The sequence below is a fragment of the Arthrobacter sp. MW3 TE3886 genome, assembly GCF_041262145.1.
In the GTDB taxonomy this organism is placed as follows: Bacteria; Actinomycetota; Actinomycetes; order Actinomycetales; family Micrococcaceae; genus Arthrobacter.
In genome coordinates this window covers 4,389,673-4,415,614 of the sequence record NZ_JBGCAN010000001.1, presented here as the reverse complement: position 1 = coordinate 4,415,614, position 25,942 = coordinate 4,389,673, and the positions used below count along the sequence as shown (strand labels likewise).

At 68.9% G+C, this 25,942-nt stretch carries 26 protein-coding genes; 9 read left to right on the top strand and 17 right to left on the bottom strand.

What is annotated here, in order from left to right; genetic code table 11:
* Positions 1-70: 70 nt before the first annotated feature.
* Entirely contained in the window at positions 71-841 is a 771-nt protein-coding gene (locus ABH915_RS20175) for a septum formation family protein (RefSeq protein WP_370124687.1), read from the bottom strand.
* 293 nt (positions 842-1,134) lie between these two features.
* Here ABH915_RS20175 and ABH915_RS20170 point away from each other — a divergent pair, with 293 nt between their 5' ends.
* Both ABH915_RS20170 and ABH915_RS20165 read left to right on the top strand, forming a co-directional pair.
* Positions 1,135-1,368 (top strand): DUF3073 domain-containing protein, encoded by a 234-nt coding sequence (locus ABH915_RS20170; protein WP_018774150.1) that lies wholly within the window; start codon positions 1,135-1,137, stop codon positions 1,366-1,368.
* A gap of 262 nt (positions 1,369-1,630) precedes the next feature.
* The gene (locus tag ABH915_RS20165; RefSeq protein ID WP_370124685.1) at positions 1,631-2,413 is read left to right on the top strand and encodes a VOC family protein; all 783 of its coding nucleotides are present in this window, start codon (positions 1,631-1,633) and stop codon (positions 2,411-2,413) included.
* Between the two features lie 93 nt (positions 2,414-2,506).
* Here the strand turns inward: ABH915_RS20165 and purM are convergent, their stop codons facing one another.
* The 3 genes from purM to ABH915_RS20150 all read right to left on the bottom strand — a co-directional run bounded on the left by purM (position 2,507) and on the right by ABH915_RS20150 (position 5,850).
* On the bottom strand, positions 2,507-3,676 hold the full coding sequence (gene purM / locus ABH915_RS20160; protein ID WP_026538122.1) for a phosphoribosylformylglycinamidine cyclo-ligase: 1,170 nt from the start codon (positions 3,674-3,676) through the stop codon (positions 2,507-2,509).
* Complete coding sequence (gene purF, locus ABH915_RS20155; protein WP_370124683.1) at positions 3,673-5,391, bottom strand: amidophosphoribosyltransferase; 1,719 nt, start codon at positions 5,389-5,391, stop codon at positions 3,673-3,675. The genes purM and purF overlap by 4 nt, the downstream gene beginning before the upstream one ends.
* 63 nt (positions 5,392-5,454) lie before the next feature.
* A complete protein-coding gene (locus ABH915_RS20150) occupies positions 5,455-5,850 on the bottom strand; it encodes a hypothetical protein (RefSeq protein ID WP_370124681.1) in 396 nt (131 codons plus the stop codon).
* A 90-nt stretch (positions 5,851-5,940) separates the two neighbouring features.
* Here ABH915_RS20150 and ABH915_RS20145 point away from each other — a divergent pair, with 90 nt between their 5' ends.
* Both ABH915_RS20145 and ABH915_RS20140 read left to right on the top strand, forming a co-directional pair.
* Positions 5,941-6,789 (top strand): class I SAM-dependent methyltransferase, encoded by an 849-nt coding sequence (locus ABH915_RS20145; RefSeq protein ID WP_370124679.1) that lies wholly within the window; start codon positions 5,941-5,943, stop codon positions 6,787-6,789.
* Positions 6,790-6,840: 51 nt separating this feature from the next.
* Positions 6,841-7,446 carry a hypothetical protein gene (locus ABH915_RS20140; RefSeq protein ID WP_370124677.1) on the top strand — a complete coding sequence of 202 codons (606 nt, stop codon included), beginning with the start codon at positions 6,841-6,843 and terminating at the stop codon, positions 7,444-7,446.
* A gap of 226 nt (positions 7,447-7,672) precedes the next feature.
* Here the strand turns inward: ABH915_RS20140 and bcp are convergent, their stop codons facing one another.
* Positions 7,673-8,152 carry a thioredoxin-dependent thiol peroxidase gene (bcp, locus tag ABH915_RS20135; RefSeq protein WP_026538117.1) on the bottom strand — a complete coding sequence of 160 codons (480 nt, stop codon included), beginning with the start codon at positions 8,150-8,152 and terminating at the stop codon, positions 7,673-7,675.
* A gap of 182 nt (positions 8,153-8,334) precedes the next feature.
* On the opposite strand from bcp, the gene ABH915_RS20130 reads away from it, so the two are divergent.
* A complete protein-coding gene (locus ABH915_RS20130) occupies positions 8,335-9,354 on the top strand; it encodes a serine hydrolase (protein WP_370124674.1) in 1,020 nt (339 codons plus the stop codon).
* A gap of 117 nt (positions 9,355-9,471) precedes the next feature.
* On the opposite strand, the gene allB is transcribed toward ABH915_RS20130, so the two are convergent.
* The 7 genes from allB to pucL all read right to left on the bottom strand — a co-directional run bounded on the left by allB (position 9,472) and on the right by pucL (position 16,703).
* On the bottom strand, positions 9,472-10,812 hold the full coding sequence (gene allB, locus ABH915_RS20125) for an allantoinase AllB (RefSeq protein WP_370124672.1): 1,341 nt from the start codon (positions 10,810-10,812) through the stop codon (positions 9,472-9,474).
* A complete protein-coding gene (locus tag ABH915_RS20120) occupies positions 10,805-11,593 on the bottom strand; it encodes a hydroxypyruvate isomerase family protein (RefSeq protein WP_370124670.1) in 789 nt (262 codons plus the stop codon). Before ABH915_RS20120 ends, allB begins: the two co-directional genes overlap by 8 nt.
* Before the next feature lie 108 nt (positions 11,594-11,701).
* Entirely contained in the window at positions 11,702-11,863 is a 162-nt protein-coding gene (locus tag ABH915_RS20115; protein ID WP_155846840.1) for a glycine zipper domain-containing protein, read from the bottom strand.
* 52 nt (positions 11,864-11,915) lie between these two features.
* Complete coding sequence (locus ABH915_RS20110) at positions 11,916-12,728, bottom strand: bifunctional allantoicase/(S)-ureidoglycine aminohydrolase (RefSeq protein ID WP_018774162.1); 813 nt, start codon at positions 12,726-12,728, stop codon at positions 11,916-11,918.
* Positions 12,725-14,011, bottom strand: a complete 1,287-nt coding sequence (locus tag ABH915_RS20105; protein WP_370124668.1) for an aldolase — start codon at positions 14,009-14,011, stop codon at positions 12,725-12,727. Before ABH915_RS20105 ends, ABH915_RS20110 begins: the two co-directional genes overlap by 4 nt.
* 91 nt (positions 14,012-14,102) lie before the next feature.
* Positions 14,103-15,701, bottom strand: coding sequence for a malate synthase A (gene aceB, locus ABH915_RS20100; protein WP_370124666.1), 1,599 nt, complete (start codon positions 15,699-15,701; stop codon positions 14,103-14,105).
* A gap of 93 nt (positions 15,702-15,794) precedes the next feature.
* Positions 15,795-16,703 carry a factor-independent urate hydroxylase gene (gene pucL / locus ABH915_RS20095; protein WP_370124664.1) on the bottom strand — a complete coding sequence of 303 codons (909 nt, stop codon included), beginning with the start codon at positions 16,701-16,703 and terminating at the stop codon, positions 15,795-15,797.
* Between the two features lie 503 nt (positions 16,704-17,206).
* Here pucL and ABH915_RS20090 point away from each other — a divergent pair.
* Genes ABH915_RS20090 through ABH915_RS20075 form a run of 4 tightly spaced genes read left to right on the top strand, consistent with a single transcriptional unit; the run spans position 17,207 to position 22,345 of the window.
* Positions 17,207-17,701, top strand: a complete 495-nt coding sequence (locus tag ABH915_RS20090; RefSeq protein WP_370124662.1) for a nucleoside deaminase — start codon at positions 17,207-17,209, stop codon at positions 17,699-17,701.
* A gap of 31 nt (positions 17,702-17,732) precedes the next feature.
* Entirely contained in the window at positions 17,733-18,758 is a 1,026-nt protein-coding gene (locus tag ABH915_RS20085) for an FAD binding domain-containing protein (protein WP_370124660.1), read from the top strand.
* A gap of 2 nt (positions 18,759-18,760) precedes the next feature.
* Positions 18,761-21,700: a molybdopterin-dependent oxidoreductase gene (locus tag ABH915_RS20080; RefSeq protein WP_370124658.1), complete on the top strand. Its 2,940-nt coding sequence runs from the start codon at positions 18,761-18,763 to the stop codon at positions 21,698-21,700.
* Positions 21,701-22,345, top strand: a complete 645-nt coding sequence (locus ABH915_RS20075) for a uracil-DNA glycosylase (protein ID WP_370124656.1) — start codon at positions 21,701-21,703, stop codon at positions 22,343-22,345. It begins immediately after the preceding gene.
* 69 nt (positions 22,346-22,414) lie between these two features.
* Here ABH915_RS20075 and nboR read toward each other — a convergent pair whose 3' ends face one another.
* The 5 genes from nboR to ABH915_RS20050 all read right to left on the bottom strand — a co-directional run bounded on the left by nboR (position 22,415) and on the right by ABH915_RS20050 (position 25,942).
* Positions 22,415-23,023, bottom strand: a complete 609-nt coding sequence (nboR, locus tag ABH915_RS20070; RefSeq protein ID WP_370124654.1) for a nicotine blue oxidoreductase — start codon at positions 23,021-23,023, stop codon at positions 22,415-22,417.
* Between the two features lie 6 nt (positions 23,024-23,029).
* Positions 23,030-23,371 carry a hydroxyisourate hydrolase gene (uraH, locus tag ABH915_RS20065; RefSeq protein ID WP_370124652.1) on the bottom strand — a complete coding sequence of 114 codons (342 nt, stop codon included), beginning with the start codon at positions 23,369-23,371 and terminating at the stop codon, positions 23,030-23,032.
* On the bottom strand, positions 23,368-23,865 hold the full coding sequence (uraD, locus tag ABH915_RS20060; protein ID WP_370124650.1) for a 2-oxo-4-hydroxy-4-carboxy-5-ureidoimidazoline decarboxylase: 498 nt from the start codon (positions 23,863-23,865) through the stop codon (positions 23,368-23,370). The genes uraH and uraD overlap by 4 nt, the downstream gene beginning before the upstream one ends.
* Positions 23,866-23,893: 28 nt before the next feature.
* The gene (locus ABH915_RS20055) at positions 23,894-24,730 is read right to left on the bottom strand and encodes an alpha/beta fold hydrolase (protein WP_370124648.1); all 837 of its coding nucleotides are present in this window, start codon (positions 24,728-24,730) and stop codon (positions 23,894-23,896) included.
* A gap of 84 nt (positions 24,731-24,814) precedes the next feature.
* Positions 24,815-25,942 (bottom strand): hypothetical protein, encoded by a 1,128-nt coding sequence (locus ABH915_RS20050; RefSeq protein WP_370124646.1) that lies wholly within the window; start codon positions 25,940-25,942, stop codon positions 24,815-24,817.

The window sequence follows — 25,942 nt, the reverse complement described above, 5'->3', positions numbered from 1 at the left end:
CCGGTGGCACTGAGCACCCTGCCGGTGGGCCAAAGCCGCACACCTTGCCAGTGCACTTAGCCGGGCAAGACTAGGGCAGCAGGGACTCTTTGATGACGTTTCCGGTGTTCGTCACGGCGTAGCAGTCGACCCGTCGGTCGCCCATGTCCCAGCTGCGCGGGCTCGGATAGGCCAGCTTGTAGCTCAGGTCGTAGTCGCCGGCCTTAGGCGTGAGCGGAGCCGTCTTGCAGGCATCGCGTGCTTTCTGCTTGAGCTGGTCCCGGCCGGGGTACGAGTCATTTGACCCGTATTTTTCCACGGCAACCAGCTGCGCCGAGTGGCCGGTGGCGCAATCCACGACCGTGGACTGTTGCGCATCCGGGTCGAAGTCCTGGAAGCAGTCCCGCAACTGGAAGTCCAGGGGGCTGACGCCTTCCAGCGGCAACGCTCCGCGGCTGGCCGGGGCGGACGCCGCCGAAGCTGCGGGGGCCGGGCTGTCGTTTTCCGCGGAGGCCTGGCCGCTGCCGGCAAATGCGGTCACAGCCCACCAGACCAGCAGCGCCAGCACCACCAGGACGGCCGCGGCCGCGGCGAGCCGCTTCGGCCCCTGCCGGCGGATCCGGCGGACCAAGGGGCGTGCCCGCCGTGAGAGAGCTTTCCTCGTGCGTGAGAGCGCTTTCTGGGTGCCGGCGAACGTGGTCCCGGCAAGCGCCGGGCGCGCGCGTTTAGCCGCTGCGGGTCCCGCCGGGGGATTCGTGCGCCGCGCAGGATCGGCTGTAATGACGGGCAGGGCGGACGTCGGCGGCCTCGAGGGCGGCGGCGGGATGGACCCGGCGTCGTTCCTTGGATTCTCTTCAGTCACTGAGAAATTCACCACTTCCGTGCGTCTTTGCCGGGGCTGGAGGCCCGGCGCAGCGGCCCTTTTCTGGGCGCACATCACGAAACTCTATCGAAGATGCGCGGCACCGCGCATGCGCCGGTGGCTTCGGCCACCGTTGCGGGACGCGCCACACTGTCCACAGGGGGCGGGCCGGCGAGCAGTTGGCGCCGAAAGCATGTAATCTAGGTGTACGACAAATTGACCAAACATTCCGGGGCCTCACCGATCGCCAAAAGGTGACCACCTCCGGTCCAAGTACAAAAGGGGGTCACGCCATGGGGCGCGGCCGTCAAAAGGCAAAAGCTACCAAGCAGGCTCGGGACATCAAGTACTACTCCCCGAACACTGACTATTCGGCCCTTCAGCGCGAGCTCACGGGCCCGGGAAGTCGTGCCACGAGCCACTTCGCGGATGACCCGGTCGAACCGGATTATTCAGCGTATGTGGATAAGTACGCGGACGATGTGGAAGACGACGACGACGAGGTTGATTCCCGTCGCATAGGTTAGTCGACGCTTCCTTCCGGTAGTTCTCTCCGGGGGATCCTTCCGGCACCGCGGTGCCAGCCAAAGATTTTCGGGCCGCCGGCCACACCTGTAACAAGTGTGACCGGCGGCCTTTCTTGTGCCCGCAGCGTTCCCTTTCCGCAGCCGGCCGCCTGGCCCTGCTTCGCCGCGGAGATGCCGGCGCAGTTGTCACCGGCGGGGCGGCGGGCTACGTTGTTCGTGCCGGATTTTCCCGGAGGTGCCACCGATGCCCGGAAGGACTGCCATGACCATGCGCAAAGGATTTGCCGAGGGCGAGCTCTGCTGGACGGACCTCCAGACCCGTGACGTGGAGGCGGCGAAGGCCTTTTACGCGGGGGTTTTCGGCTGGCGGTATGAAGACCTGCCCACCCCGGACGGACGCAGCTACGCGAAAGCCTTCCTGGGCGACGACCTGGTTACCGTGCTCGCGCCGCAGAACCCCCAGCAGGAAGCCGCGGCCGAACCGGGCCGGTGGAACGTGTACTTCGCGGTCGACGACGCCCGGAACCTGGCCGCCGAACTGGCCCATTCCCCCGGGCGCCTTGAATTCGGCCCCGAGGAGATCGGTGACACCGGCGTGATGGTCTTCTTCGCCCCGCCCGGCGGCGGAACCACCGGTGCCTGGCAGGCCGGCAGCCACGTCGGAGCCGGCCGGAGCCAGGAGGTGGGCACCCTGGCATGGGCTGAGCTGCTCACCCCCGAGCCGCAGGCCGCCGTCGGCTTCTTCCAACAGCTTTTCGGGCACGACGTGACCGAATACCCCCAGGACGACGGCGGCACCTACACCACGCTCATGGTGGGCGGCACCGAGGTGGCCGGCATCGCCCGGGTCCCCGGCGACGCGCAGGACACCCTCGAGCCGGGATGGCAGGTCTACTTCGGTGTCTCCGACGTCGCGGCGGCGGTGCAAGCTGCGGTGGCCGCGGGCGGCGTCGTGCTGATCGAACCGGACGAGGTCGAGGAAGCAGGCACCATCGCCACCCTCAAGGACCCGCAGGGCGGCGTCTTCAGCCTGCTGGAGGTCTAGGGCCGCGGCTTAAACCCATCGAGTGCTCCCCAACTGCCGTTTTAAGCGTTCAAAACGGCGGTTACGGAGCACTCGACGGCGGGTCGGGCCCGTTTAGGCGTAGGCGTTGACCAGCCGGACAGCGCCGCCGTCGACGCCCTTGGCGCCCTGGACGTAGTCCGGGCCGGTCTTGAGGACCGCATCCGAGTTCTGCTCGACGGTGCCCATGATCCAGGACGGCAGGCCGCGGTCGTTGAGCCGGTTCACGGCGGCGTCGGCAGCCTCCGGCGAAACAATGGCGACCATGCCCACGCCCAGGTTCAGGGTGCGCTCGAGGTCGGCCAGCGGGACGTTGCCGAGTTCGGAAACCAGCTTGAAGATGGCCGGGAGTTCCCAGGTGGAGCGGTCCACGGTGGCCAGCAGGCCCTGCGGGAGGACGCGGGCGAGGTTGGCGGCGAGGCCGCCGCCGGTCACGTGGCTGAAGCCGTGGACGGCCTTGCCGCCCGCGGAGCCGTTCACGGGGAAGGTGCGGGCGAGGTCCAGGCAGTCCGCGGCGTAGACGCGGGTGGGCTCGAGGAGCTCCTCGCCCAGGGTGCGGCCGAGCTCGGAGACCTGGCGGTCCAGGGCCCAGCCGGCGTGGTTGATGACGCGGCGGACCAGGGAGTAGCCGTTGGAATGCAGGCCGGAGGAGGCCATGCCGATCACCACGTCGCCGGCGCGGACCCGGTCCGGGCCGAGCAGCGCCTCGGCCTCTACCACGCCGGTGGCGGCGCCGGCGACGTCGTACTCGTGTTCACCGAGCAGGCCGGGGTGTTCGGCGGTTTCGCCGCCCACCAGGGCGGTGCCGGCGACCGAGCAGGCGGCCGCGATGCCGCGGACGATGTCGGCGATGCGCTCCGGGACAACCTTGCCGCAGGCGATGTAGTCGGTCATGTACAGGGGCTCGGCGCCCACGACGACGATGTCGTCCACCACCATGCCGACGAGGTCGTAGCCGATGGTGTCGTGGATGTCCATGGCCTGGGCGATTGCCACCTTGGTGCCGACGCCGTCGGTGGAGGTGGCCAGCAGCGGGCGCTTGTAGGTCAGCAGCCGGGAGACGTCGTAGAGGCCCGCGAACCCGCCGACGCCGCCGATCACCGAGGCGTTGTGGGTTGCCTTGACGGCGTCCTTCATGAGTTCGACGGCGCGGTCTCCCGCTTCGACGTCGACGCCGGCGGAGGCGTAGGTGATGCCGGCGTTCTGGGCGGCGTTCATGTCAGCGGCCGGGGAGGCGGAAGTCATACTGGCTCTTTCTTGTCGGCTGTGTTGACGCGGTCGGCATCGGTGAGCAGTTCTTCGAATTCGGAGTCCGGCCCCGGATCGCAGCCGGTGGCGCCGGCCTTCTCGGCCGGATCGTCGGCGATGGAGGTGCCGGGTTCGGCGTCGGACGCCGCCGCGGAACCAGACGCGCCGGAGGGCGCTGCTGCGGAATCAGATGCGCCGGAGGGCGCCGCGGACGCGGCCGCGCCGGCGGCGGGCGCGAGGCCGCCGAGGTCGGTGCGCTCAAGCAGGTTCTTGCCGAGCTTGTCCGCGCCGGGCAGCTCGATCGGGTACTTGCCGGTGAAGCATGCCGTGCAGAGACGCTCGCGCGGCTGCCGGGTGGCGTCGATCATGCCGTCTTCGGAAATGTAGGCGAGCGAGTCGGCGCCGATGGCCTGGGTAATTTCATCGATGGTGGCGCCGTTGGCGATCAGTTCCGCCCGGGAGGCGAAGTCGATGCCGTAGAAGCAGGGCCACTTGACCGGCGGGGAGGAAATCTTGATGTGGACGCTCGCGGCGCCCGCTTCCCGGAGCATCCGCACGATGGCGCGCTGGGTGTTGCCGCGGACGATCGAGTCATCCACCACCACAACACGCTTGCCGCGGATCACGGATTCGAGGGCGTTCAGCTTGAGCCGGATGCCGAGCTGGCGCAGTGTCTGCGAGGGCTGGATGAACGTGCGGCCCACGTACGAGTTCTTGACGAAGCCGTGCGCGAACGGGATACCGGATTCTTCGGCGTAGCCCACCGCCGCGGGAGTGCCGGATTCCGGCACCGGGATGACGATGTCCGCTTCCTGGGTGTTTTCGCGGGCCAGCTGGCGGCCCATTTCCACGCGGGATTCGTACACCGAGCGGCCCGCAATGGAGGCGTCCGGGCGGGCGAGGTAGACGTATTCGAACACACAGCCGGCCGGCGTCGCCTCGGCGAAGCGCTGCGAACGGACGCCGTCCTCGTCGATCGCGATGAACTCGCCGGGTTCGATTTCGCGGATGAAACTGGCGCCGACGGTGGCGAGGGCGGACTGCTCGGAGGCAACCACCCAGCCGCGTTCGAGCCGGCCCAGGCACAGCGGGCGGATCCCGTAGGTGTCCCGGGCCGCGTAGAGGGTGCCCTCATCCATGAAGACGAAGCAGAAGCCGCCCTTGATCTTGGGCAGCAGCTCCATGGCCGTCTGCTCCAGGGACTTGCCCTCTTCGCCCTCCAGGAGCGCGGTCACCAGGGCGGTGTCCGAGGTGTTGCCCTGCTTCATCTCGCCGCTGAGGTTTCCGCCGTTGCGGTCCTCGATCATCGCCTTGAGCTCGGCCGTGTTGGTCAGGTTGCCGTTGTGGGCCAGGGCCACGGTCCCCGTGGCGGTCGCGCCCAGGGTGGGCTGGGCGTTGGCCCAGTGGCTGGCGCCAGTAGTGGAATAGCGGCAGTGGCCGACGGCCAGGTGCCCGGTCAGGGTGTTCAGCGTGGTCTCGTCGAAGACCTGGGAAACGAGCCCCATGTCCTTGTAGACGTTGATCCGCTTGCCGTCGCTGGTTGCTATGCCAGCCGACTCCTGACCGCGGTGCTGCAATGCATACAGCCCGTAGTAGGTGAGTTTTGCTACTTCTTCACCGGGTGCCCAGACCCCGAAGACGCCGCATGCGTCCTGAGGGCCTTTTTCGCCTGGGAGAAGATCATGAGAAAGTTTTCCATCGCCGCGTGCCACTGGTCGATTATCTCACGATGTGCGCTAAGACTTTTCCGGTGGCCGGTTTATGACCTGACGCCCTCAGGCGCGGTTCCCGTCATCGTCCGCGTCGTCGTCCGCGTCCGGTGCGGATTCGACGACGGCGTGCTCGGCGCGGCGGACGCTCCGCCGGTCCAGAACCAGGGCGGTCGCGGCACCCAGGATGACGCCGCCGGCCGCGCAGAGAATCATGAAGAAGCCGAAGACCGAGGAGCGGTCGAAGCTCGCGTCACCGGGAAGGGCGTAGGCGATTATGGCCGCGACGGCCACGCCCAGGAGCCCGCCCAGGATCAGGAAGGGCACATATTTCGGCGCCCGCCGGACGGTGACCTCGCGGCGCTCCGGAACGCTGCCCTGGGCACTGCCCTGAACACTGCCCGGGGCCGGTTCCCGCTGGGGGTCGTTGCCTGCTGTGCCGGGGGTTTCGTGGGGAGACATGCCGTTAAGCCTACTGCCCTTCGACTCATTGCCGGGGACCGCTTCCCGGAGCAGACTAGGGCTAGGTACAGACCAGCTAAGGAACCGCCAATGTTAGCCTCAGCCGACCGTATTCGTGAGGAGCAGCGCTTGCTCTGGGATGAGTTCTCGTCGGGCTGGAAGAAATGGGACGCTGAACTGCTCGGCTGGCAGGCCCCGTTCGGCGACGCCCTCCTCAAGGAGCTCCGTCTCCGCCCCGACTCAGAGGTGCTGGACGTCGCGGCAGGCACGGGGGAGCCTGGCCTCAACGTGGCCGCGCAGGTGCCGGATGGCCGCGTGGTCCTGACTGACATTTCGGCCGGGATGCTCCGCGTGGCCGAAGAGAAGGCAGCGGCCCGGCGCCTGAACAACCTGGACTTTCAAGTGTGCGATTCGGCCGCCCTGCCGTTCCGCGACAAAACGTTCGACGCCGTCTATAGCCACTTCGGGTTGATGTTCTTCCCGGTGATGTCCGCGGCCATGGCAGAGATGGCGCGCACCGCCAGGCCGGGCGCCCGGGTGGGCGCCGTCGTCTGGGGACGCGCGGCGGCAAACCCCTGGGCCAGCCTGATCCTGGGCACGATTGCCCGGCACCGGGAACTGCCCATTCCGCCCGCGGAGACTCCCGGGCTGTTCCGCTGCGCACCAACCGGGTTCATGACCCGCATGTTCAAGGAGGCCGGCCTGGCGGAGGTGGCCGAGCACCAGGTCAGCACCGACCTGGTGCACGAATCCCCGGAGAGCTATTGGGAGTTCATGACGGACATCGCGACCACCGTGGCGATGGGGCTGGCCAAGGCGGACGCGGACTCGCGGGCCCTGATCCGCTCGGATGTGTTCGCGCTGCTGGGCCGCTACGAGCACGACGGCGCGATCCGGCTCCGGTCCACCGCTACCGTGGTGGCGGGGACCAAGGTGTAGCCAGGCGGGCGGGCCCGGACTGTTTTCGCGGCGTTTTCGGACCGCGGCGCCGTGTTCGGACTCTCCGGCGGAGCCGGACGCAGGATCAGCAAACTGCAGGGCGGTCCGGATCCGCCGGGCCGCGGCTGCCGTGTAGTTGCCGCCGATGCCGGCTTCGAGTTCCCCGCGGCTGAGCGGTGCCAGGTTGTCCGACCGCGGCCCCAGGACATGGTCGAATACTGTGACCCCCTGCTCAAACGATTCGAAGGCGGCCAGGTCCAGTGCTGTCCGGACCCGGCCCGTGACCAGGAGCCCGTGACGTTCCTCGATCCGCGCCGAGCCCAAATCGACGAGATGCCGGCGGACCCCGGCGCGCGAGCGCCCGCCGCCGCCGTCGGACGTGCAGGCGTGCACCAGATGGCGGTGTCCGAGCACCGGCATGTCCCACAGCACAGCGGAGGACTGGCGGCAGAAGACGGTCCGGCTCCGCAGCGTGGAAGCCGCCGCCCGGATGAGGACCGGATACCTGTCCCACGGCGGCAGCGCTTCCCACTCCTGCGCCCGGACGTAGACGCCCTGCCTGATGCGCCGGAGCTGTCCGGACTTCGCCTGCCGTGCAAGGCCCCGCGCGTCCTGGCCGAGGCGCGCGAGGTCGCTGCTGAGAATCAGTGGGGGTAGGTCCATGCCCCATGGTGGCCCGCGTTGCCGGGGCCGGACAACCATGGGCGGGGCGGATGTGGAGAACTATTCCGCGGCGGTTTCGGACCGGCGCGCAGCTATGGGACCCGCGCGCCGCGGATCCGCGCTGCATCTGTCCGATTCCGCCGCGGCGGTCCGAAACCGGTCCGAAACCGCCGCGACCGCCGCGAAAACGCCGCGGCGACGCTGCGGAGGGAGTACGCCGTTAGACGCCCAGTGCTTCCTTCAGCGACGCCACGTGGCCCTGGGCCTTGACCTGGTACTGTGCCAGCTTCACCTTGCCCTCAGGGTCCAGCACCACGGTGGAGCGGACGATGCCCTCCGTGACCTCGCCATGGATCAGCTTCTCGCCCCACGCGCCGTAGGCGAGGGCCACCGCGTGGTCCTCGTCGGCCAGGAGCGGGAAGGTCAGGGCGAAGTCGCCGGTGAAATGGGCCAGGGCCTCGGGGGCGTCGGGGGAGATGCCCAGGACCTCGTAGCCGGAGCCCTGCAGGGACGCGAGATTGTCGCGGAAGTCGCAGGCCTCCGTGGTGCAGCCGGGGGTTGCCGCCTGCGGGTAGAAGTACACAATGACGTTCTTGCCGCGGTAGTCGGCCAAGGCAACCTTGTTGCCTTCGGCGTCCGGCAGGGTGAAATCCGGGGCTGGGGTGCCGGGCTGAAGCTTGACGGTCATGTTTGCGCTCATGATGTTCCTTCGGGGAGTGGACAACTGTCTGTGATGCACAACATCGTGTGCCGAGGCTGTATTCCGCCGCATTCCGCCGCCTGGGCCCGGGCAGCACCCGTCCGCGGCGGCCTGGGGGACCCGCCGGCCTGACAGCTTTTTCATAGCTCGGGCATAGCTGCCGTGGCTAGCTTGGAGCCATTATGGAACAGCAAACTCCACGGCAGCGGCGACTCGGATCCCGGCGCACGGCCACCACCGGACGGCAGCCAACGCCGGGCCGGGTCCGGGCCATGACCCTGGCGGCCGGTGCCGCAGTACTGGCGGTCGTGCTGGCCGCCGGCATCTATTCCTCAGCGGAAGCCCGCTCGACGGCGGCGAATCTCCAGCCGGCGAATCTCACGGCGGAGAATCTCACGGCGGCGTCGGCCGCCCCGTCGGCCGCGACGACGGCGGAGGCCAGCGCGTCGCCGTCGGCCAGTCTCGATGCGGCGGCCCCGGCATCCGCCCCGGCGCCCGGAACGGTGGACGAGGCACTGGATGCGCGCATCAAGGCCATTCTCGATGCCAACAGCCAGTACCAGATCGGCGTGGCGCTGGTCGACGTCTCCCGGGACTCCGGCTCCGCGGACGTCCACGAATACGGGGTCCGGGAGGAGTTCGTGGCGGCGAGCACCGCCAAAGTGCTGGCCGCGGCGGCCTACTACCATCTGGTCGAAACCGGGGCGGCCAGCCTCGATGACCCGTTGGGGAACTACACCGCCGGCTTCCAGCTCCGGGAGATGATCCAGCAGAGCGACAACGACTCGTGGTCCCTGATCATGGATGCCGTGGGCCACGAGCAGCTGACGGAGTACGCGGCATCGCTGGGCGTGAGCTATGACCCGGAAATCAATACGCTGACCCCGGCGGAAATGGCGACGATCCTGGCGGGGGTCTACTCCGGGACGCTCCTGACGGCCGGGGACACCGCCCAGTTGTTGTCATACATGCAGGACACCAACTACGAAACGCTCATTCCCGCCGCCGTTCCGGAAGGGATCACGGTCTTTCACAAGTACGGGCTCCTGGACGACGAACTGCACGACGCTGCCGTCCTCGCGCAGGGCAACACCGCGTACGCGCTGGTCATCTACACCAAGGGCCAGGACTTGGGTGACGTCCCGGAACGCACCGAGGTGATCCATCAGCTGACGCAGGCCGTGGCGGTCGCCCTCTTCTAGCGCGGCGTTATCCGAAGACTGCGGCGGAACCGGACCGCCGCACCGCGGATCCGCGGCGCCTTCGTCCCGAAGCGGCGCAGAAAACCGAAGGCCGCGCGGAGCAGGCGCGGACTTGGCTCATACGCCGCGGCGGATCAGCTGGCCGGTCGGAGTCCGGCCGTCGATCAGGGTGCCGCGGAGGTAGGTCTGCCGGACGACGCCGGAAAGCGCCTTCCCGTCGTACGGGGTGATGGGGTTCTTGTGCCGGAGTTTGGAGGCGTCCACGACGTACCCCTCGTCCGGGGCAAACACGGAGAGGTCGGCGTCGTACCCCAGCGCCAGCTGGCCCTTGTTGCGCAGGCCGGCGAGCTGGGCCGGCTTGGCCGCCATCCACGAGAGAACCTGCCCCAGCGCGATGCCGCGGTGCCGGGCCTCGGTCCAGATCAGCGACAGGCCCAGCTGCAAGGAGGAGACGCCGCCCCAGGCCACGGCGAAGTCCCCGTTTTCCAGGTCCTTCAAATCCAGGGTGGACGGGGAGTGGTCCGAGACGATGCAGTCGATGGTGCCGTCCAGGAGCCCGGCCCACAGCAGTTCGCGGTTGGCGGCTTCGCGGATCGGCGGGCAACACTTGTAGGCCGTGGCGCCGTCCGGGATTTCCTCGGCCGTCAGCGTCAGGTAGTGCGGGCACGTCTCCACGGTGAGGCGGACGCCGTCGCGCTTGGCGGCGGCGATCATGGGCAGCGCGTCGGAAGATGACAGGTGCACGATGTGGGCGCGGGCGCCGGTCCGGCGGGCCCGTTCGATGACCTCGGCGATGGCCTTGTTCTCGGCCCCGCGCGGGCGGGACGCCAGAAACGTGGCGTAGCGGTCGCCCCCCGGTCGGGGCGCGTGATCGATCGTGTGGGAGTCCTCGGCGTGGACGATCATGAGCGAGTCGAAGGACTTGAGCTCGGCCATGTCCTCTTCCATCTCCTCCGCTGCCAGGTCCGGGAACTCGTCCACACCGGAGTGCAGCAGGAAGCACTTGAAGCCGAAGACGCCCTCGTCGTGCAGCGGACGCAGCTCATGCTTGTTGCCCGGAACGGCTCCGCCCCAGAAACCGACGTCCACGAACACCTGGCCCCCGGCCACCTCGCGCTTGAGTTTCAGGGCGGCCACCGTGGTGGTGGGCGGGATGCTGTTCAGCGGCATGTCGATGATCGTGGTGACGCCGCCGGCCGCTGCTGCCCGGGTGGCGGACGCGAAGCCCTCCCACTCGGTGCGGCCGGGCTCGTTGACGTGCACGTGGGTGTCCACCAGGCCCGGCAGGAGGGTTTCGTCGCCGCCGAGGGCGATGACTTCACGGCCGGACAGGCCGGTGCCCAGCGGCTCGATCGCGGCAATCACGCCGCCCTGGATGCCGATCTCCCGCGCGGCGACGCCGGCGGTGGTCAGCACCTGCCGGCCGCGGAAGACGACGTCGTAGGTGTCTTCAGGCACGGCCGGCCCAGCTGAACGCCATCTCCGCCGGTTCTTTGTATTCCAGGCCGATGTAGCCCTGGTAGCCGAGGGCGCGGCTGCGGGCGACCCATTCGCCGAGCGGAAGCTGCCCGGTTCCCGGGGCCCCGCGGCCGGGGTTGTCGGCGATCTGGATGTGGCCGAAGTCCCCGGCGTGCTTTTCGATGACGGCGGCGACGTCCTCGCCGTTCACGGCCAGGTGGTAGAAGTCGGCGAGGAACTTGATGTTCTCCGCGCCGGACTCCCGCCTGACCCGGGCGATGACGTCGAAGGCGTCCTGGGCCTTGAGCAGCGGGTAGCGTGGTGCGCCGCTGACCGATTCCAGGAGCACCGTGCCGCCGATACTGGCGACGCCGGCAGCCGCCGTCGCGAGGTTCTCGGCGCCAATGGCGTCCTGCCTCTGCGCGGATTCTCCGTCTATGCGGTTGCCGTAGAGGGCGTTGAAGGCCTTGCAGCCGAGGCGTTCACCGATCCCGGCGACGACGTCGATGTTGTCCCGGAATTCGGCGGAGCGTGCCGGCCAGGAGACCAGGCCGCGGTCGCCGCCGGGCATGTCGCCCGCGTTGAAGTTCAGGCCCGTGAGGTGCACGCCGGCGTCGGCGATGGCGTTCTCAAACCGGGAAACCTCGGCGTCGGTGGGGACGGAGGCCTCGAAGGGCCACCAGAATTCGACGGCGTCAAAACCGGCGGCCTTCGCCGCGGCCGGGCGTTCCAGGAGGGGGAGCTCCGTCAGGAGGATGGAGCAGTTCACGGTGTACGTCATTGCGGGTTTCTTCCGGTGAGGGCGGGAGCTGGATCCCGGTGGTTGGCGAGCCAAGGGGTGGTGCGCCGGGGCGGGGCTGGGCTGCTGGGCTCCCGGCGGAGGGCATCCCTACCGTTTCCTGGGGTCCTTCCGGGCCGCCAGGCCCACGAGCGCGCCGAGCGCCACGCCGATCAGCAAGCCAGTGAACGGCTTGTCGACGGTGGTGACCCCGATGGCGTAGCCGAGGGCCGCGCCAAGGAGCATTCCGATCCACAGGGATTCGTACCTCACAGCATCAGGCTAGCAAGGATCGCCCGTGCCACAAGTGCTCCCGGCTTCGGTCTCAGGTCAGGCGGATCTGGCGGTTGACGTCCTTGTACAGCAGGTACCGGAAATTGCCCGGACCGCCGGCGTAGCAGGCCTGTGGGCAGAAGGCGCGCAGCCACATGAAGTCGCCGGCCTCCACCTCCACCCAGTCGTCATTGAGCCGGTAGACGGCCTTGCCTTCCAGGACGAAGAGCCCGTGTTCCATGACATGGGTTTCCGCGAAGGGGATGGAGGCGCCGGGCCGGAAGGTGACGATGTTGACGTGCATGTCGTGGGCGAGGTCCTCCGGGTCCACGAAGCGGGTGGTGGCCCAGGCGCCGTCGGTGCCGGGCATGGCCCGCGGTTCGACGTCCTGGTCGCGGGTCACGAAGGATTTAGCCGTGTAGCCGGGCAGCGGCTCGTAGGCCTTCCGGATCCACTGGAAGCTGGCGATCTCCCCGGACTCGTTCGCCACGGACCATTGGGCCCCCGCGGCGAGGTACGCGTAGCCGCCCTCTCCGAGTTTGTGGACTTCCCCCTCTAGGGTCAGTGCCAGGGCGCCTTTGGTCAGGAAGATGACGCCTTCGACGCCGGCCTCCGGCTCGGGCTTTTCCGCGCCGCCGCCGGGCCCCACCTCGACAATCAGCTGCGCAAACGTCGTGGCGAAACCGGCGATGGGCCGGGCAATGATCCAGGCGCGGGTGTTGGTCCAGCCGGGCAGTCTGCTCGTGACGATGTCCCGGAGCGCGCCCTTCGGGATGACCGTGTAGGCCTCCTTGACCACGGCCCGGTCGGTCAGGAGCTGGGTCTGCGGCGGAAGCCCGCCCTCAGGGTAGAAGTACTTGCTCATGGGTGCGTTCCTTTGGCTGCGGGGGTGGAGGTGGCGGCCAGCCGAGGCCGGGCCAGGGCGCTGAGTTGGGGGAGCCCGACGCCGGCCAGCGCCAGGACTTCGTCGGCACCGACGGCGCCGCACTGGACGCCGCGCAGCAGGAAGGCCGCCAGGGCGCGGGCGGTGGCGGGTTCATCCAGAACGCCGCCGGCGGTTTGTTCCACGTAATCGCGGAGCCGGGCAGCGGCGGCGGGGAGCCCTTGCCGGTAGAAGGCGTAGGTCGCGGCGAACCGGCTGGGCAGCTGGGCGGGGTGGAGGTCCCAGCCCTGGTAGTAGCCGCGTTCCAGCGAGCGGCGGACCAGCCGGCCGTGGAGCTGCCAGGCCTGTTCCACGTTCCCTCCCACCGGGAGGATGTTGGTGGAGCCGTCGGAGAGCCGGATCCCGGTGCCTGCCGCGGCAAGCTGCATGACTTCTTTGGCGAAGTCCGCCACGGGATGTTCCATGGACTGGTATTCGGCGGAGATCTGCAGCGATGCCGAGTAGTCGTAGGTGCCGTAGTGCAGCCCGCTGATCCTGCCGGGCACCGCGTGCGGCAAGCGCGCCACCGGCGAGGTTCCGTCCGGACCCAGGATCAGCTGCGGCGTTTCCACCTGCACCTCGAAGCGGAGCCTGCCGGCGGGAAGCGCGTGGACTTCCTCGAGGCGGGACACGGCGAAGGCCATGGCCTCCACCTGCGCCACCGTGGTGACCTTGGGCAGGGTGAGGATGAGCCCGTCCGGGAGTTCGCCGGCCGCGGCCAGCTGCGACACGAAAAGATCCAGGGTCCGCAGGCCCCGCGCGCGGGTGGCGGCCTCGAAGCACTTGAAGCGGATCCCGATGAACGGCGGCGCGGTGCCGGCGGCGACGGCGGCGGCCACGGCGGCCGCCGCGGCAACAGCGGCGCCGTCCTCGGCGTCGTCGCCCCGGTCCCCGAAGCCGTCCTCAAAGTCCAGCCGGAGGTCCTCGATCGGCTCGTGCGAGAGCTTGGCCTGGACCCGGGGCGCGACGGCGGCGGCCAGCCCGGGGTCCTGGCCGAGCAGGATGCCGAGCTGTTCCAGCCCGCCCCGGGCCTCGACCGCGGCCAGGGCCTGGGCGCCCCAGTCCGCGGTGAAGTCCGGGCTGAAACGGTCGGCCGGTACGTAGACGGTGTGCACGGGCTGGCGGGAGCCGTCGTCGCCCGGGTAGCCACGCTCCAGCAGCCGGTCGGTGTCCGCGAGCCGCGCATCGATCCGGGCGAGGTCCGACGCCGAGAGGGCCGGCGTCACCGGACCCTGGCCCGTTGAATGGCTTGGTGAACGGCCCGGTGGTTGGCTCCGTGGATGCTGCCCCGCGCTGGCGGAGGAGGCTGCCATGCTTTCAGTCCACCAGCTCGTACGCCGGCGTGGTGAGGAAGTCGGTGTAGTCCTCGGACAGGCAGAGGCCGCCGATGAGCTTGCTGGCAGGCAGGTAGTGCTTCGCGAAAGCGTCCTCGCCCACCTCGGCCCGGAGTTTCTCGGTCTCCTCGGCCAGGAGGGCGGACACCAGCTCCCGGGTGACGGTCCGGCCGGTGTCGGCCAGCACCGAACGGTTGCGGATCTGTTGCCAGACCTGGGACCGCGAGATTTCCGCCGTCGCGGCGTCCTCCATCAGGTTGTGGATGGCGACGGCACCGTTGCCGGAGATCCAGACGGCGGTGTACGCGACGGCCACGTAGAGGTTCAGCCGCAGGCCGGCCTCAGTCACCTGGCCCTGGGCGGAACGGATGTCCAGGAGCTGCTCGGGGGTGACGCTGACCTCCGGGCGCTGTCTGTCCAGCTGGTTGGGCCGCCCGCCCAGGACGGCGTCGAACACCTCGCGGCAGACCGGCACCAGGTCCGGGTGCGCCACCCAGGATCCGTCGAAGCCGTCGTTCGCCTCGCGGGTCTTGTCTGCGCGCACCTTCTCGAAGGCCTGGGCGGTCACGTCGGGTTCACGCCGGTTGGGGATCACCGCTGCCATGCCGCCCATGGCAAAGGCGCCGCGCCGGTGGCAGGTCTTGACCAGGAGCTCGGTGTAGGCCCGCATGAACGGTGCGGTCATGGCGATGGTGGCGCGGTCGGGCAGCACGAAGCTCGCACCGGCATCGCGGAAGTACTTGATGATGCTGAACAGGTAGTCCCAGCGGCCGGCGTTCAGGCCGGAGGCGTGGTCGCGGAGTTCGAAGAGGATCTCGTCCATTTCGAAGGCTGCCGGTATGGTCTCGATCAGGACGGTGGCGCGGATGGTGCCCTGCGGAATGCCGACGTAGTCCTGGGCGAAGACGAAGATCTCGTTCCACAGCCGGGCCTCGAGGTGGCTCTCCATCTTGGGCAGGTAGTAGTAGGGTCCGTGGCCGTTTGCCACGAGCCGCTTGGCGGTGTGGAAGAAGTGCAGGCCGAAGTCCACCAGGGCGCCGATGGTGTGGTCCCCGCCGATCAGCAGGTGCCGTTCGCCCATGTGCCAGCCGCGTGGCCGGGCCACCACGACCGCGAGCGGGGCGTCGGTGCGCAGCGCGTATTCCTTACCTTCGGGCGAGGTGTATTTCAGCGTGCCGTCGGCGGCGTCCCGGAGGTTGAGGATCGATTCGACCACGTTGGACCAGGTGGGCGTGCTGGCGTCCTCGAGGTCGGCGAGCCACACCTTCGCGCCGGAGTTCAGCGCATTGACGGCCATTTTGGCCGGGGCGGCCGGCCCGGTCATTTCGACCCGGCGGTCCTGCAGGGCCGCAGGCGCCGGAGCCACGCTCCAGTCGGCGTCGCGGATCTCCGCGGTCTCCGGCAGGAAGTCCAGGCGGCCGGTCAGGGCCACGTGCTCGCGCTTGCGGGCGCGGGCCTTGAGCAGCTCCGCGCGGGTTCCGGCAAAGCGGAGGTGGAGTTCTTCGACGAAGGCGAGAGCCTCCGGGGTAAGGATTTCTCCGGCCCGGTCGACGGGGTGGGGATCGGTGACGACGAGAGTCATTTCTGGTCCTTCCTGGGCCGCTCACACTTCTCTTTGGCCGCTCACACTACTCCTAGGCACCGCCGACGTCGGCGGTCCCGGCGGCGCGTGGCATTAGCAGAAGCCGGCGATCCCGTGCCAGGCGATGTCGGCGGGGCTGGTGTCTTCACGCTGGACCGTGGCCTCAATGAGGCCGTAGGGGCGGTCGGCGGCAAAGAAGACCTCGTTGGGGTTGTCGAGGCCGAAGAGCGAGAGGTCAACGAGGAAGTGGTGCTTGTTGGGCATGGAGAACTTGATCTCGTCGATCTCGGGGTGGACTGCCAGGACTTTGGCGCCCATGTCGAAGAGGGTCTGCTGCAGGGCGTGGGAGTACTTTTCGCTGAAAGCCTCCAGCAGCAGGGCCTTGACTTCCTCGTAGCTTTTGTTGAAGTCGAAGGCGCCAAAGTTGGTGCCGGTCCTGAAACGCCAGCGGGCCGAGACGTCCGTGGCGAGGATGCGGTCGGCCGTTTCCGCCAGGGTGGTGTACTTGTCCCGCGGGAAGCCGCTGAACCCGGACTGGGTTGTCTTCAGCACGGTGAGGTCCTTCAGCCCGGCGATGAGGTGCTCGGTACCGCCGTCGCGGACAAGGACAGCGGTGCGGACCTCCTGGCCGTTGCGGACGAAGGAGTGGTGGTGCCCGGACCCGTGGGCCTGGATCCGGTCCCATTTGTAGGCCTCGGCCGCCCAGCGGCCGCCGGTGACCCAGTCGAAGTTCGAGGTGAAGTGCTTGCCGAGCCGGAGCAGCAAGGCTTCCGGGGAGCCGATGCCGTCCCGGGCGAACGCGTAGATCGTGTTCTTTTGGGTGTCTGTGGCCACCACGTGGCTGTTGTCGCCGTCGAGGTGGGCCGCCGCGAAGTCGCCGCGCAGCTGCGAGGTGACGTTCAGGTCTTCGATCTCATGGCGGCGGGTATCCCTGGTGATCTTGACGACCCGGACTTCGGCTTTTCCGTACTGGTTTTGGCCGAGGACGATCTTGTTGCTCATGGTCTGATTCCCAACTTCAGGTATGCGGCACCACAGTCCCACATAGAAATTAAGCGCCGTTTCCCGCGCGTTTCTTGTTCCGTCCGTCCACAAAAAAGAGCCGACATCAGTTGATGCCAGCTCATTACGACCCTGCCTGCTGCTCCCAGGTTACGTGGCCGGGCCACGATTTCCGGGCCACGAAGTGGGACCAAGCGTAGCCGGACCCCGGCTTGGTGTACATCACTTTTCGAAAAATCGAGGGTGGCCGGGATGGCCCGGAGTTGGCGTGAAGACCCGGAAATGGAGATTTCACATCACGAAAATGAGGCATCCACCCAATAGGGCGCGCCGTGCGGAGGCCCCGGTGCTACTCTCAATCTTGCCAACGGCGGGCGGCCCGTACCCGGGACGCTATCTACCAGGCGCAACCTTCAAGGCACATGCTGAAGACAGTCACCGTCGCATCCGGCACTTGCGCTCCCGCTACGGTGTACCGGCTTCCGCAGGCAGGGAGTGGCAGCATGACGACAACCGATACGGCCCAGAAGTTCCTGGCGAGATCCATCGAGTTGGCCATGGCCAACGTCCTGAACGGCGGCGGGCCGTTCGGCGCCGTGGTGGTCACCGCGGACGGGCAGGCGTTCGAAGGCGCCAACCGTGTCACCGCCGCCAACGATCCCACGGCCCACGCCGAGGTCACGGCGATCCGGCGGGCCTGCAGCGAACTTGGCACCTTCGAGCTCAGCGGAGCCACACTCTACTGCAGCTGCGAGCCGTGCCCCATGTGCCTGGCGTCCGCGCTGTGGGCGCGGGTGTCACGCGTGGTGTTCGCCGCGGACAGGCACGATGCCGCGTCCGCGGGATTCGATGACGCCGTCTTCTACGAATACTTCGAAAACGATCAGCGCGACCTGCTCATGCCGGTGGGCAGGCTGGAACTGACCGGCCCGCAAGCCCCCGCGGCCCTGGATCCCTTCACCGCCTGGAACTCGCTCGAGTCCCGGACCGAGTATTAGCGCCGGCACGTAGCAACCCCAGGAGGCCCCCATGGACCTGAACACCGTCGAGGCCATGGTCCGCACCGCGGATCCGGCGCAGTGGCGCGAGGGCGACGCCTGGCTCGCGGGGGGCACTGTGCTTTTCTCCTCCGGGAGCCCCGACGCCGGACCGGAACCGCCCCGGCGTCTCCTGGACCTCGGCTCCACGGACTGGACACCCCTGACCGTCTCGGCGGCCGGCATCGAGCTGGCGGCAACCTGCACTATCGCGCAACTGTCTGCGTTCCCTGAGTCGGTCCCCGGCCGGGAACTGGCCGGGGACTGGCCCGGCGTGGCGCTCATCCGCCCCTGCTGCGAGTCCTTTGTGGCCTCCTTCAAGGTCTGGACCATGTCCACGGTGGGCGGCAACCTGTGCACCTCCCTGCCGGCCGGGCCCATGATTTCGCTCTGCGCGGCCCTCGACGGCACGGCCACCATTTTGGGCCCCGGCGGTGCCCGCCGCATGCTCCCCGTGCTGGAGTTCGTCACGGGCGACGGAACGAACTGCCTCGCTCCCGGCGAGCTCCTGCGCAGCGTGAGCCTGCCGGCGGCGGCACTGTCCTCCCCGGTGGCCTTCCGCCGGCTGTCGCTGAGCAACCTGGGCAGGTCCGCGGTGCTGCTGATCGGAAGGCTCGACGCCGACGGCGCCCTGGTCCTGACCGTCACAGCAGCCACCAAACGCCCGGTGCGGCTGCACCTGCTGCCCTCCGCGGCGGCGCCCGCCGACTCTCTCCCTGATCCTCTCTCCGAGGCCTTGGATGCCGCGATCCCCGATGAGCTGTACCACGACGACGTCCACGGCCTGCCCGCCTGGCGCAAGGACATGACCTACCGGCTGGCCCATGAAATCAGGGCCGAACTCACCGCGCCGGCAGGCCGCGGTCCGCTGCGCTTCTCCGGTGACTTTTGGCCGCCGCGGGCCCCTTCCACGCGGACAGAGCCGCTGCGGACAGAGCCCCCGCGGACGGAGCCGCCGCGGACAGCGCCACCGCGGACAGAGCCCCGGCGTGCCGGGTCCCGGACGGAAGAGGCCTGACCATGACAACCGAGTTCCACGCCAGAATCGGGATCAACGGCGTCCCGGCGCAGGCCGAGCCCCGTCCCGGCCAGTGCCTGCGCACGTTCCTTCGCGAGCAGGGGAACCTGGGCGTGAAGAAGGGCTGCGACGCCGGCGATTGCGGCGCCTGCACGGTGCACGTGGACGGGGTCCCGGTGCACAGCTGCATTTATCCCGCCGTCCGCGCGGAAGGCCGCGCGGTCACCACGGTGGAAGGATTGGCTGCCGCCAGCGCCTCCGGCGGAACTGATGACCCCGACGGCGCCGCGCTCCATCCGATGCAGCAGCAGTTCCTGGACCGGCAGGGCTTCCAGTGCGGGTTTTGCACGGCCGGCATGGTGATGACGGCCGCCACGTTCGATGACGGGCAGAAGGCGGACCTGCCGCGGAACCTCAAGGGCAACCTGTGCCGGTGCACCGGGTACACGGCCATCGAGGACGCCGTCTGCGGGACGGGGAACCACCCGGCCACCTCCCACCCGGCCACCTCAACCCCGGTCATCTCAACCCCGGTCGTCTCAACCCCGGTCATCTCAACCCCGGCCACCTCCGGCCCGGCCACCTCAACCGAGGGGCCCGGCCGGCCGGGGCCGCGCCCCGGACAACTGGGCGACGACGTTCCCGCGCCGGCCGGCCTCGCCATCGTCACTGGGCGGGCCCGCTACACCCTGGACGTCCCGGCCGAAGAGCTGCCCGGGCTGCTGCACGTGAAGCTGCTGCGCTCCCCGCATGCCCACGCCCGGATCCGCTCCATCGACGCAGCGGCCGCGCTGGCGATTCCCGGCGTCGCGGCGGTCCTCACCCACGAGGACTCCCCGGCGCAGCTGTTTTCGACCGCGCAGCACGAGCTCTACACCGATGACCCGGACGATACCCGCGTGTTCGACGACGTCGTGCGCTTCATCGGCCAGCGGGTCGCCGCCGTCGTCGCCGGGACGGTGGCCGCGGCGGAGGCAGGCGTGCGCGCCCTGAAGGTCGACTACGACGTGCTGGACGCCGTCTTCACCCCGGAGAACGCCATGTTCCCCGGCGCCCCCGCCCTTCATGGGGACAAGGACGCGACCACGGCCCGGATCAGCCGGCCGGAGCGGAACGTCGTGGCGGAACTGCATTCCGAGCTCGGCGACGTGGCGGCCGGTTTCGCCGCGGCGGACTTCATCCACGAACACACCTACCGGACCCAACGGGTGCAGCACATGGCGCTCGAAACCCACGCCTCCATCGCCTCCTTCGGCAGTGACGGGCGGCTGCTGATCCGCACCTCCAGCCAGGTCCCGTTCCTGGTGCGGCGGACCCTGGGCCGGGTATTCGGCCTGCCGGAAGACCAGATCCGGGTAGTGGCCGGACGGGTGGGCGGCGGTTTTGGCGGCAAACAGGAGGTGCTCACCGAGGACGTCGTGGCGCTGGCCGCCCTGAGGCTGAACCGCCCCGTGCAGCTTGAATTCACCCGGACCGAACAGTTCACCGCCGCCACCACCAAGCATCCCTTCACCATCCATCTCAAGGCCGGCGCCAGCCGCGAGGGACGGCTGACCGCCCTCCAGCTGGAGGTGCTCACCAACACGGGCGCCTACGGCAACCACGCCACCGGGGTCATGTTCCACGGCTGCGGCGAGTCGCTGGCGGTGTACAAGTGCGCCAACAAGAAAGTGGACGCCCATGCCGTGTACACCAACACCGTGCCGTCTGGTGCCTTCCGCGGCTACGGGCTCAGCCAAATGATCTTCGCGATCGAATCCGGCATCGACGAACTCGCGGCAGGGATCGGCATGGACCCCCTGGAGTTCCGCCGCCGGAACATGGTCCGGGAGGGCGACGACATGCTGTCCATTAGCGACGAGCCCCAAGAGGACGTCCGCTACGGCAGCTACGGCCTGGACCAGTGCACGAAGCTGGTGGAGGACGCCCTGGCCCGTGGACGGGAACGCTTCCGCGCGGCCGGCCCCGACAGCCTGGGCCAGGACTGGGTGGTCGGGGAGGGGACCGCCCTGTCCATGATCGACACCGTTCCGCCACGCGGCCACTTTGCCCACTCCAGGCTCCGGCTCCTGCCCGACGGGACCTACGCCGCCGACGTCGGGACGGCAGAATTCGGCAACGGCACCACCACCGTCCACGCGCAGCTCGCGGCCACCGCGCTGTCCACCTCCGCCGCCCGCGTCACCGTGCGGCAGTCCGACACCGACCTCGTGGACCACGATTCCGGTGCGTTCGGATCTGCCGGGACTGTGGTGGCCGGCAAAGCGACGCTGGCCGCCGCAGAGGACCTCGCCCGCCGCATCCGCGACTTCGCCGCCGGCCTCCGCCGCGTGCCGCCCTCAGGCTGCGTGCTGGACGGGGACGCCGTGGTCTGCGAGGGAACCCGGGTGCCCCTGGCGGAAATTTACGATGCCGCGGAGCAGGCCGGCGTCGGGCTCGCCGCCGAGGGGCGTTGGGCCGGGACGCCGCGTTCCGTGGCGTTCAATGTCCAGGGCTTCCGGGTGGCCGTGAACACCGGGACGGGGGAGTTGCGGATCCTGCAGAGCGTGCAGGCGGCCGACGCCGGCGTGGTGGTCAATCCGCGCCAATGCCGCGGCCAGATCGAAGGCGGGATCGCGCAGGCCCTCGGCTCTGCGCTCTACGAGGAGGTCACAGTGGACGACGCCGGCCGCGTCACCACCGACGTCCTGCGGCAGTACCACGTCCCCTCCTTCGCCGACGTGCCGCGCAGCGAGGTGTACTTCGCCGACACCAGCGACAAGCTGGGCCCGCTGGGCGCGAAGTCCATGAGCGAGAGCCCGTTCAATCCGGTGGCGCCGGCGCTCGCGAACGCCATCCGGAACGCCACCGGCGTGAGGTTCTCCCAGCTGCCCATCTCCCGGGACAAGATCTACCTGGGCCTGAAGGAAGCAGGGCTGGTCCCCTCCATAGGAGCGCCCTGAATGTCCGATCCCGCGATCCGGGCCTTCGTGGACAGGCTGGCGTCCGTGCAGACCGGGCCGGACAGCCAGAACTTTTTTGATTTTGCCGCTGCCGGCAATGCCCTGCGCCGCCGGAACCTGGAGCTCTATCTGCAGGAAATGCTGGACCGGCGCCCTGACGTGCTGCTGCTGGGCGAGGCTCCGGGATTCCGGGGCATGAGGATCACGGGAGTTCCCTTCACAAACCGCACCATGTTCGAAGGCCCCGCCAACGAGTTTGGCCTGTTTGGGCCGGGAAAGGGGTACGTGCTTCCGGCAGACTCCGAAGGCATAGCCGCGGAACCGACGGCCACGGTGATGTGGCAGGTCCTGGCCGAGCTGGAGTTCCTGCCCCTGCTGTGGAGCGCCTACCCGTGGCACACCCACGTGGCCGGGCGGCCGCTGTCCAACCGCACGCCGAGGGCTTCCGAGGCTGCACTGGGAACTCCGTTTTGGCAGGCGCTGACGGAGGCGTTTTCCATCGAAACCGTGGTGGCCGTGGGCAATGTGGCGCACCGCAGCCTGCAGCGCAGCGGCTTTGATGTGCCGAAAATCAGGCACCCGGCCCATGGCGGCCGGTCCGGTTTCAAGCGTGGCCTGCAGGAACTGTTGGCCCACTCGCGCTAAAACCAACGCGGGGTCAGATACGGCCCATTGGAGGGGCCCTAATGGGCCGTATCTGACCCCGCGTTGTCCTTAATCGAGGAGGTGCAGCTGTTCGGGGGTGTCGAGGTCCTCGCCGCCGGAGAGGTCGCTGCAGTCCAACAGATCAATCAGGTCCGGGTGGGCGCGCAGGAAGACGCGCGCTCCGGCGTCGCCCGTTGCTGTCTCCGCGGCTTCCGCGCGGAGTCCGGCATCGAGCAGCAGCGGGTGTCCGCGCTGGAGCGTCCCTTCCGCATCGCGGTAGGCGGCCGCCGTCACCCGGCCGGGCCGGTGGGCTGCAATCAGCCGTGCAACAGTCTCGGTGGTCAGTCCGGGCTGGTCCACCAGTGCGATGAGCACATGGTCTGCCTGGGGCGCCGCGGCAACGCCCGCCCGGAACGAACTGCCCATCCCGGTGTCCCAGTCCGCGTTCTCGATGACCCGGTGCCGGCTGAGGTCGGTGCCGGCGCGGACCGTTGCCGCGTCCGCGCCGAGTACCGTCACCACTTCCCGGCAGCCGCCCGCGAGCAGCACGTCAGCGAGCACTTCAACCAGCGTGCGGCCACGGAAGGGCAGCAGCGCCTTGGGCCCGAGCCCCAGCCGCGTCCCTGCGCCGGCGGCCAGCAGCACCGCCGTCGTGCCCGGTGCTCCGCTATTGCCCATGTGCCGCTAGCTGCCGCGGTAGGTGGAGTAGGCGAAGGGGCTGAGCAGCAGGGGGACGTGGTAGTGGGGCTGCGATTGGGACACCGCGAAAACCAGGGTGACTTCGGGGAAGAAGGTCTCGGTCCCGGCGGCGGCGTAGTAGGCTCCGGTGTCGAAGCCCAGCCTGTATGTTCCCGAGCCCAGGCTGTCGGGACCAAGCGACGTGACGCGCCCGTCCTCATCCGTGGCGCCCGCCGCGACCCTGACCCAGCGGCCGCCGTCGAACCTGTCCAGGGTGACGGCGACGCCCGCGGCGGGCTTGCCGGAGCCTGTGTCCAGGACGTGCGTGGTGATGTGGGAAGTGCTCATGCGCGGATCAGTCCTTCGAGTCGGAGCACCGCGATTTCGCGCAACTGCTGGCCGATGACTGCTAGTTCCTCTTCGGGGGTGTGGGCGAGCCTGGTGGTGAGGGCGGCCAGGATCTCCTCCCGGCTGCGGCCGGCCGCGCGGATCAGGAACACCTGGCCGAATCGTTCTTCATAGTGCCGGTTCCCCTCGGCGAGGGCTGCCGCGACGGCCGGATCCGGGACGCCAAGAGTCGCCTGCTCCGACTGCGAGAGCCGGGCCTCCGTGCTGTTTCCTGCGGCCCGTTCACCGATCCGGGGATGGTGGGCCAGGGCGGCCTCCACCTCCGCGGCGGTGAAGGGCTCCGCGGCGCGGCGGGCGGCGTCGAGGAGGCGTCCGGTGCTGCCGAAGGGCCGGGAATCGACGAGCTCCTCAATCCACCGGCCAATGTCCAGGCAGGGGCGCAGGGCGGCCGCGGCTTCCGGGCGTCCGGCAGCGTTAAAGTCTTCCAGCAGCATGTGCCAGATCCTCGATGCCAGTTCCCGGCTAGCTCGCCAGGAACCGCAGCAGGACCTCGTTGACCTCCGCGGCGTGGGTCCACAGCATGCCGTGCGGGGCGCCGTCGATCTCCACGTACTCGGCACTGGGCAGCGCCTTGGCGAACTGGCGTCCGGCGACGTCGATCGGCAGGATGTTGTCCGCCGTGCCGTGCACAATGAGGGCCGGGACATCGATCTTGGGGATGTCGGCACGGAAGTCCGTGAGCCAGGTCGGCTGCGCTGCCGACGACGCCGTGGCCCCACCCCCGGTGGCGAGGTTCCAGCCCGCGTTCATGACCTCCTGGCTGAGCCGCGGGGTGCCCAGGAAAGTGTCGCTGTTGTAGAAGTTCTTGAAGAATTCCGTGAAGAAGGCGTACCGGTCCGCCGTCACGGCCTCCATCAGCCCGTCGAACACGGACTGCGGGACACCGCCGGGGTTGTCCTCGGCCTGCAGCACGTACGGCTCCAGGGAGGCCAGGAACACGGCCTTCGCCACCCGGGCGGAGCCGTAGGTTCCGAGGTACCGGCCCACTTCGCCGGTGCCCATGGAGAAGCCCACCAGCACGGCGTCGTTCAGGTCGAGGGTGGTCAGGATGGTGTTCAGGTCCGCCGCGAACGTGTCGTAGTCGTAGCCCTCGGTGGGCTTGCTGGACTGTCCGAAGCCGCGCCGGTCGTAGGTGATCACACGGTAGCCCGCGCCGAGCAGCGCCGCGGTCTGCTTTTCCCAGGACGAGCCGTCCAGCGGGTAGCCATGGATCAGGACCACGGCCTGGCCGGAACCATGGTCCTCGTAGTAGAGCTCGACGTCTGTGCTGTTTTCGGTTCCAACCTTGATGTAAGCCATGCCAGCGGTCCTCCCGGTTCGGCGCAGTGCGCAGTGGTGCAGTGCTCGGCAGAGCAGGGCGCTGCGGTTCTCTACGGTCTGCAGTCAGTACGTGGGCTCCACTTTAGCGGCCGGAACCCCCGCCGCCAGGGCCTGTTCAGCATCCGGAGTGAGGAAATCTTCCGCCAGATCCGCCCACTGGGGCCGGAAGGAATACAGGCAACCGAGCCTCAGGCGGGTCGCGGCGGCGTAGGCGTCGAAGCGTGCAGGGGTGACCTGCAGCTCTTCGGCCGTGGCGAGAACGTGGCGGCGGGCGGTTTGGTACCGTTCGGCGGTCAGGCGGTGCTGGTGCAGGCGCAGCTGAAGATGCACGGCGATGTTGGCGAGGTCGGCGGCGGCCTCGGCTCGGCAGGCTTCGTCGAAGTCCAAAAGACCCAGGGGAGCGTCGGGATCCAGGGTGAAAATCTGCTTGTCGTGAAGATCCCCGTGGGACCACATCAGCGGATCCGGATCGGCCCGGAGCAGCTTTTGGGCGGCCTGCCCTGCGGCCCCGCGGACGGCGGCGCGCTCAGGCTGCGCCGCCGGAATGCCCCCGGCATGCACCAGCCACAGATTCACCGTGCGTTGCAGTCTCGCCAGTTCGACGGCGGCCGTCCGCGGCGGGAGCGCCTCGAGCGCGGGGCGCTGCGCCGGAGCCCGGGCCAGGGAATGCTGCCGGACCCAGGCCCGGGACCATTTTTGCCAGGCTTGGTCAAAGACCATTTCGCTGACCGCGGGGTCGTTTCCCAGCTCGAACAGGGAACGCCCGGGCAGCGTCATGAGGGTGAGGCAGCCAGGGGTGGAGGAAACAATTTCCGGGGTGAGGAAGTCCCCTGCGCCGAGGAGTTCGTTCATCCGTTCGTGCCTGCCCACTGCTTCGTCGGACTGCCGGGCCCGGAAGATCTTGAGGTGGTGTTCCCCGGCCCTGACCACGGCACGCTTGTGGGCCCGGTGCACCACCACCTCACCCAGCGGCGACGCGTGTTTCAGGGCGGGCAGACGCCGGTCGCGGCCGTCCCGCAGGAGCTCCAACTGCCCCGCCCGGAGGTGGGCTGCCCGGACCCCTGCCCGGCCGGGCGCTGCCAGCTCCAGAACGTAGTCCTCCGCGGCGTCGTCGGGCCAGGACCGGATGACCTGCCATTCGGTGTTGTCAGCATCCAGGATGGCGGCCGGGACGGGTGGATGCCAGCCCAT